Annotated in this window: 7 protein-coding genes, 1 tRNA gene and 2 pseudogenes; 9 read left to right on the forward strand and 1 reads right to left on the reverse strand. The window is 58.4% G+C overall.

Annotated elements, in window-relative coordinates:
* The 9 genes and pseudogenes from Q0S71_RS25215 to Q0S71_RS25255 form a co-directional block, all read left to right on the forward strand.
* On the forward strand, window positions 1-404 hold a 404-nt coding region (locus tag Q0S71_RS25215; RefSeq protein WP_296001810.1), incomplete at its 5' end, for an SURF1 family protein.
* Between the two features lie 26 nt (window positions 405-430).
* Window positions 431-1,762 carry an ATP-binding protein gene (locus Q0S71_RS25220; protein WP_296001812.1) on the forward strand — a complete coding sequence of 444 codons (1,332 nt, stop codon included), beginning with the start codon at window positions 431-433 and terminating at the stop codon, window positions 1,760-1,762.
* Entirely contained in the window at window positions 1,752-2,288 is a 537-nt protein-coding gene (locus Q0S71_RS25225; RefSeq protein WP_296001814.1) for a response regulator transcription factor, read from the forward strand. The genes Q0S71_RS25220 and Q0S71_RS25225 overlap by 11 nt, the downstream gene beginning before the upstream one ends.
* Window positions 2,289-2,442: 154 nt before the next feature.
* A tRNA-Ser gene (locus Q0S71_RS25230) sits at window positions 2,443-2,533 on the forward strand.
* A 167-nt stretch (window positions 2,534-2,700) separates the two neighbouring features.
* Window positions 2,701-3,936: an integrase arm-type DNA-binding domain-containing protein gene (locus Q0S71_RS25235; protein ID WP_296001815.1), complete on the forward strand. Its 1,236-nt coding sequence runs from the start codon at window positions 2,701-2,703 to the stop codon at window positions 3,934-3,936.
* Between the two features lie 381 nt (window positions 3,937-4,317).
* Window positions 4,318-4,776, forward strand: a complete 459-nt coding sequence (locus Q0S71_RS25240; protein WP_296001818.1) for a hypothetical protein — start codon at window positions 4,318-4,320, stop codon at window positions 4,774-4,776.
* 290 nt (window positions 4,777-5,066) lie between these two features.
* The gene (locus tag Q0S71_RS25245) at window positions 5,067-5,279 is read left to right on the forward strand and encodes a hypothetical protein (protein WP_296001821.1); all 213 of its coding nucleotides are present in this window, start codon (window positions 5,067-5,069) and stop codon (window positions 5,277-5,279) included.
* 54 nt (window positions 5,280-5,333) lie between these two features.
* Window positions 5,334-6,019: pseudogene (locus tag Q0S71_RS27480) on the forward strand (DUF6348 family protein).
* A 170-nt stretch (window positions 6,020-6,189) separates the two neighbouring features.
* Window positions 6,190-6,594 carry an Imm63 family immunity protein gene (locus Q0S71_RS25255; RefSeq protein WP_296001826.1) on the forward strand — a complete coding sequence of 135 codons (405 nt, stop codon included), beginning with the start codon at window positions 6,190-6,192 and terminating at the stop codon, window positions 6,592-6,594.
* Between the two features lie 440 nt (window positions 6,595-7,034).
* On the opposite strand, the pseudogene Q0S71_RS27485 reads toward Q0S71_RS25255, so the two are convergent.
* A pseudogene (locus tag Q0S71_RS27485) lies at window positions 7,035-7,795 on the reverse strand (IS5 family transposase).
* Window positions 7,796-7,811: the final 16 nt, after the last annotated feature.

Below are 7,811 nucleotides of genomic sequence, written 5' to 3' on the forward strand. Positions count from 1 at the left end.
GCTGGAAGCCGCAGCCGGCGCCGGCGCCGGCCGCCGCCGACGCCTGCCGACAGGCGGGCGGCCCGGCCGTCACGGTCAGCGGCCTGTTGCGCATCAGCGAGCGGGCCGGCCATCTGCTGCGGCAGAACGACCCGGCGCGCAATTTCTGGTATAGCCGCGACCTGCCGGCGATCGCCCGCGCGCGCGGCCTGCCGGCCGTGGCGCCGTATTTTGTCGATGTCGACGCCGACGGCGAAACGCCGCCGCCGGCGGGCGACGGGCGGCCGGTGGCCGGGCTGACCGTGGTTTCCTTCCCCAACAGCCATTTGGTTTATGCTGTCACCTGGTACGCGCTGGCGGCGATGATGGCCGGCGCCGTATGGTGGGTGGCGCGCGATGGGCGGCGCCGCCCCGGGCAGGACTAAGGTAGAAAGTGTCGATGCAAGGAATCATGCAAGCAGCAGCACCGGCAACACGGCACGGCGGCGAGCCGGCCGCCAAGGTCGAGCCGCCGGCCGGCCACCAGAATATGCGGCAGCTGATCCAGCTGCGCTGGATCGCCGTCATCGGCCAGATCACCACCATCGCCCTGGTGACGCAGGCGTTCGGCGTGCGGCTCGACATCCTGTCGATGGCCGGCGTGCTGGCCTGCCTGATCGGCTTCAACATCGCCAGCCAGCTGCGCTGGCATGAAAGCAGCATCGTCACCAACCGCTCGCTGTTCCTGGCGCTGCTGGTCGACGTGGCGACGCTGACGGCGCAGCTGCACCTGAGCGGCGGCGCCAGCAATCCCTTCGTGTTCCTGTTTTTGCTGCAAGTGATCTTGAGCGCCGTGCTGCTGGAACGGTGGTGGACCTGGGCCATCGTCGCCGTCACCAGTTTGAGCCTGCTGGGCCTGGGCCTGTTCTCGCCGCCGCTGGAACTGCCGCTCGACCACGCGCGCGGCGTGACCAGCCTGTACGTGCAGGGCATGTTGCTGTGCTTCGCCATCGACGCCGCGCTGCTGGTGTTTTTCATCGCCCGCATCACCCGCAACGTGCGCGCCGGCGACGCCCAGTTGGCCGACCTGCGCCAGCGCGCCGCCGAGGAGGAGCACATCGTGCGCATGGGCCTGCTCGCCTCGGGCGCCGCCCATGAACTGGGCACGCCGCTGGCGACCCTGTCGGTGATCCTCGGCGACTGGAAACGCATGCCCGAATTCAGCCGCAATCCCGAGCTGCTGGAGGAAATCGGCGAGATGCAGACGCAGCTCAAGCGCTGCAAATCCATCGTCACCGGCATCCTGCTGTCGGCCGGCGAGGCGCGCGGCGAATCGTCGGTCAAGACCACCCTCAACACCTTCCTCGACGAGCTGGCCGAGGAATGGCGCGGCAGCCGGCCGGTGCCGGCGCTGTCTTACCTCAACCATATCGAACAGGATCTCCCGGTCGTGTCGGACTCCACACTGAAACAAATGATTTGCAATGTGCTCGACAATGCGCTGGAAGCGTCGCCGCAGTGGGTGGGCTTCGAGGCGCGCCGCGACGACGACACGCTGACGCTGCGCGTGACCGACAACGGCCCCGGCTTCGCGCCGGCCATGCTGGCGCAATTCGGCAAGCCCTACCAGTCGAGCAAGGGCCGCACCGGCGGCGGCCTCGGCCTGTTCCTGGTGGTCAACGTGGCGCGCACGCTGGGCGGCCGCGTGCACGCCAGCAACCGCGCCGGCGGCGGCGCGGCCGTCGAGCTGGCGCTGCCGCTGGCCGCGATCCGGCTGGCGCAGGAGGGCGGACATGGACGCTGAACCGGTCCTGCTCATCATCGAGGACGACGAAGCGTTCGCGCGCACGCTGGGCCGCTCGTTCGAGCGGCGCGGCTACCGGGTCCACATCGCCGGCAACCAGGACGAGGCGGCCGCGTTGCTGCAAGTGCACACGCCGGGCTACGCGGTGGTCGACCTCAAGCTCAAGGGCGGCAGCTCGGGCCTGGCCTGCGTGCAGATGCTGCACCAGCACGACGCGGCGATGCTGATCGTGGTGCTGACCGGCTTCGCCAGCATCAACACGGCGGTCGAAGCGATCAAGCTGGGCGCCTGCCAATACCTGGCCAAGCCGTCGAACACGGACGACATCGAAGCGGCCTTCGGCCACGTGGCCGGCGGCGCGGAAGTGGAGATGACGGGCCGCGCGACGTCGATCAAGACGCTGGAATGGGAGCGCATCCACGCCGTGCTGGCCGAGACCGATTTCAACATCTCGGAAACGGCGCGCCGGCTCGGCATGCACCGCCGCACGCTGGCGCGCAAGCTGGAAAAGCAGCGCGTTAAATAGGCTAGCAAATATAGGGTAGCAAATCGCGCGTCAAATCGCGCTGGGCGGCGCAGGCGCGGAAGCAACATAATTTTGCATGAGGCACTTCCGTTTTTTCGTCAGCCTGCTATAATCTTGCCTTCGCTGTAGTCGTGGTTGGCGAAGCAAGACCGAAGGAAAGGTGGCAGAGTGGTCGAATGCGCTGGACTCGAAATCCAGTGTACATCTTTGGTGTACCGTGAGTTCGAATCTCACCCTTTCCGCCAAGTTATCGCCCAGGCAGCTAAATGGGCATCAAGAAAGCCGTCGTCCCCCAGTGGGACGGCGGCTTTTTTGTTTTAATACGTCCAATACCTTCTAGTAATAGCCAGCCCGTTTCGGGGTCGTTTTAGGGGGGGCGTCATTCCCCCGATACCGCTGTGCGACCCCCAACATGTCCAAACGTATCGCTCCCCTTACCGATTTGCAGGTGCGCACTGCGCGGCCGGGGCAGCGCATGTACCGCCTCTACGACGGCGGCGGCCTATACCTGGAGGTGTCGGCCAGTGGCTCGAAACTGTGGAAATTCAAGTACCGCCGCCTGACCGGCAGCGAAAGCCGCAGCAGTTTCGGCGCCTATCCGGCAGTGTCGCTGGTGGAGGCGCGCGGCAAGCGCGCGCAGGCGCGGCGCCAGCTGGCCGATGGCATCGACCCGTTCGAGGCCGGGGAGGCGGCGTTGCGGGCGGCGCGCGACAGCGCGAACGACACCTTCGAAGCCGTCGCCCGCGAGTGGCACGCGACGATGATCGACAGCTGGCAGCCCGGCACCGCCGAGAATATCCTGCATCGTCTGGAGGTCGACATTTTCCCCTTCATCGGCACTGTGCGGATCGTGACGGTCACATCGAGGGATATCCTGTTCGCGATCCGCAAAGTCGAACAGCGCGGCGCCCTGGAAATCGCCAAACGGCTGACGGAGGACGTGGCGCGCGTCTTTGATTTCGCGGTGAACAGCGGCAAGCTCGATCGTAATCCGGCCACGACGCTGAAAAACGCGCTCAGGCCGCGCGAAAAAGGGCATTTCGCCGCCATCGACTCGACCGAACTCCCGGCCTTGCTCAAGTCGCTGGCCCACAATGAAGCCTGCATGGGCCACGTCGTGCGTCTGGCGATGCGCCTAGTGCTGCTGATCTTCGTGCGCACATCGGAGCTGATCGAAACGCCGTGGAGCGAGATCGATCTGGAGCGCGGCGAGTGGACTATCCCATGGCGTCGCATGAAACGCGGCAAGCGCAAAGTGCTCCCGTGCAAGGTCGATCATTATGTGTGCCTTTCCCGCCAGGCGCTGGCGCTGTTGCGCGAACTGCATACGTACACGGGAGGGGGCAAACTGCCGTTCCCGAACATGCGCGACGGCGAACGCCCCATGAGCAACATGGCGATCCTCAAGGCGCTGGAGCGCATGGGGTATAAGGGCGACATGACCGGGCACGGCTTCCGCGCGCTGGCGATGAGTACCTTGAAGGAGCAGCTGCACTATCGCCACGAGGTGGTCGACCGGCAGCTGGCCCACGCGCAGAAAGACGAGCTTGAAACGGCATACGACCGCGCTTCCTATCTTGAGGAGCGGGGCGGGATGATGCAGGCGTGGGCCGACAATATTGATTCAATCATGCGGGGCTTGGTTTGAATGCGTATTCTCACCTTATTCCGCCACCTGTTCTCGTTCAAATCTAGTCGCTCATTCCGGCCCTATGCGCGCCAGCAGTTTTCGTTTGCTCCGGGCCAGCCATTCCGGTTCGAACCCAGTCAGTCTGGTAAAAAAATAGCCTGCTGTTTTGCTAAGCGCTGATCGCGGCCTGATAGCTTGAAGCTCGGTTGGCGTTCATGGAATTGTCGGCATCGCCATTTGAAATTGTGAGATTTCGCGTATTTTTCAGGTAAGCAAGATGCTATCCTCACGGACACAGGCAGAAACCGGCCAAGAGTAGTCGCTCAATTTCCGCAGTCCCACGCGCTCCGATGTGGCAATATGACTATCACCACGGCATGTGTATGCATAGGTATCTTTATGGATGCAGAAGAATTTGTGATTTTATCTGAAGAATACTGGCGTGCAATTAACGCTGGTGATTCAAAGTTGGCTAATTTGACGAGCAGAAAAATAAATCACATTGTTAAGATATGGATGAGAAATGGAAGAGCCACAAGAAATCTTTTGGATTTAATTGAGGTTGCATCCGTCGCGGCCAAATTTGCGGCGGCCGTTCATCTCATCAAAACTGATGAGCGAGAAAAAGCCATAGAGGTTCTTCGGATGTTCTTAGATGATAGTTACGGACTGATGTCTGTATCCGCAGCAGCAGTTTTTAGAAATAACAAGATTCAGACATTAACCACGTTAAAAACGCAACTGTGCATTGATAATATACCGCTGCTATCGGATGTGGCCGAAACAGTATCGGCAGAAATCGGCCAGCAGCAGACCATCCAGGAAAAGCGTAGATTCACCACTAGGGACTATTTGTGAATAGTATTCAAAAGACAAGACCCACGTTCATGCAAACCTGCGGTCTATGTGGAACAGGCTTCCAGTTTGGAACGGGAGTCTACGATGGAAAACATATCGCCCGTTACCAGTTAACGGTTTGCCGTGGATGCTGGGAGGGTAACCACGATGGCTGGGCTCCATGGTTAGAGCCGAAGCTAATTGCGCATCTTGAGTCCAAGAGCATCCAAATTCCCGAGAGAAATTCTGCTGGTTGGTTCCCGCGAGAGTAATGTGCGGGACAAAAGCTTATCGACAATGAAAGCTAAAAAATGAAAAAATCCAATAAGCCTATTTTTTGGAATCCAATCAGTACCATGGTTGGCCAAGTTGAAGTTACCGGCGAATACGCTCTAGACGGAGACGGCTTCATGACCGTGCGTATGCGAGGTGGCGGCTCCAAGCCGGCCAAAGCCGGACCTGCGGCAGAAAGTGTTGCGAAAATTATTCTTGGCGAACTTTTCAGAGAATCTGGACGTACCTAATCTTGCCCCCTCTCGGCCAAGAACGGTCACTCGAAAAATTTCATTTCATAGTAAATGCTGCGATATCTACTTAGACGATTTTCTGCGAAACAGGTCATCCCTGAATCTGAGAGCCTTAGGACATCAGACTTTCTTGTTCGCTTGTTCGAGGGCCACGATATCGAATGTACGACCCACAACGATTGGGTTCTTCCAAATTCTGAACTTCCGGCTTTAAGAGTGACGTGGTTTCCCGGTTCATCAAACGGGCGGTTAGATGTACAAGCATTTGTCAGAGACGGTGTGACGATTGAGGAGTGCTTTGCAGGCATCGGCGAAGATGAAGTTGGTCTAAACGATGCCTTGACGAACTTCACAGTTAACTCCTTTCATGTCCTGCTTGCAGCACTTTGGAATCAGAACGATAAAACCCAAGTAACCACGGAAGATTGGAGTATTGGTGGGAGGCGATATACTGCATTTATAGGAAACTTCGGGACTCGTGGCTCAGAAGGAGTCACAGCGGACATACCGGCTGACTTATTTGCTCAAGTAGGGAACGTCATCAAACTTGATTCTCTGATGGGTGACCTGCACTGGTTTCGATTCTTCTTCTGCAACGTGCTGGACAACGCACATTTGAAGCATTAAAGGACAATGAAACTTGGGAATCAGGAATCCGCTGTCTTGAAGGCGTTCAATGGGCGGACAGTATGGGCTACTACAGCGTGCGATTGTTTGTGGTTCTCCGCGCCAGTTAGCTGATAATCGGCAAGGATGGCCAAATTAGAGCTGCAATGAGATGTGAGGCAGGGTTCTGCCAAAAACAGACTTCGCAGCGGTGTGATATGAAGCTGCTTAGGCGGTCCTAAAGGATATATTTTCGGTGCTTAGATTCTGCCGCTGGCAGAGGCTGGGCAAAAAAACTGCCATGGAAAAACTGTCCCTTCCCGCTCTCGCAGCTAAATTTCACTCATTGGTCGAGCGCCTTGATGTAGAGCCTTATTACAAGGCATTTCATACATCTCCCCAGCACGACGGGGCACCCCATATCGAAATGAGGTCTGGAAAGTTCGAGTTCGTGGTAACCGAGCGTGGCTCGGAACTCCAAAGGATATCGGACCTTCATACCGATGAGGTGTTGTACCTGCTGCTTGAAGGAATCACCCTGAGAATGGCCACATCGTACGAGCTACGCAATCGCAAACCGCATGGTGATGGCAGGGCTATATGGTTTCCGTACCAGGAAGAGTTAATGGCACGATTCAAGCCATCTTGGGGAGATAGGTTGAAAGTTGAGCACGCTCGAATTCTGCAAACGTTCCCGTTTAGCTAATGAAGATACCCGTTGTCGGGCAACCGGGTTATCCCGTTGCATTTTGAATGGTGAACTTCCGCTAAGGGGCGGAAGCCGCCGGTCGTTTAAAGGCTATCATCCAAATTCACTTTATAACATTTGGCGTGCCGGTATCCAGCCGGAATAAATGGTCTAATCCGGATCGCAATCACTGGCCGGTATTGCACGAGAATGCCTGGATGGTTTTGAACTGGAATGGCTGGTTGGTTTTGACCGGAATACGCAGTTTGAATACTGAAATGGCGAGGCGCGACAGTTAAGGCCACCTCGAATAACCAGTTTTTGACGGAGTAAGGTGGTGCGCAAATCGCGAGCGGCCTATTTCAACTCAGTTTCAACGCGGCGCTCGGACGGCACAGCGATGTTGAGGATACTGCGGAGACGTGGCAATTCGAGGCTGTCCAGGCCCGATGCGCTGCTCAGAAGGCCGCCAAACCACCTTCCTTCAGAAAAACCAGCCGTTTCAGGTTGTAAGTTGCTGCCTTGAGGAGCAAGGCGAAGTCGACACGGACGATGCCCATGCAGCGCACCAGTTTGCCGCCCATTTGCGCCAGCGCGCCGAAGACGTGCTCGACGCGGGCGCGCGGTGTGGCTATGCGACGGTTACGTTTCTTCTGTGTCTCGGAGATGCCCTTGGTGGCGCTGCCTTTGCGTTGGATGTGCACGCGCCAACCGGCTTGTGTCAATTGCGCTTCCCGTTCGATGGTGGGATAGCCGCGATCAGCATAGACGGCGCGGCTGGTGTTGCTGCGATCGAGCAGTAGCTCGAAGACCGTGGTGTCGGCACGGCAGCGTGGGTGACGACCATTTTGCGCAGTAGCTTGTAGCGCTTGTCCACGCTGGCGTGCAGCTTGTAACCGAAGTAGCTCTTACCGTGCTTCTTGGTCCAGCGCGCGTCGACATCCTTCTGCGCCCGCTTGTACGCTTTCCAACCCAGCGGCATGGTGCCTTCCTTGACGATCTCGGCCTCCTCGCGCTTGTTGCGCTGGACCGGCGCCTGCACGAGCGAGGCGTCGATGATCTGGCCACAGCGCGCCATGTAGCCGTGTTGCTGTAATTGCTGCTGGACTTGCTCGAAGATCTGGTTGCCCACGCCGGCCTGGGCCAGGCGGTCACGGAACAGCCAGATCGTTTTGGCGTCAGGGATACTGCTGCTTTCGGTCAGATCAAGAAATTGCAGGAAGCTGCGGCGGTCA

Origin of the sequence: Rugamonas sp., from assembly GCF_025354735.1 — a bacterium.
Classification (GTDB): domain Bacteria; phylum Pseudomonadota; class Gammaproteobacteria; order Burkholderiales; family Burkholderiaceae_D; genus Rugamonas.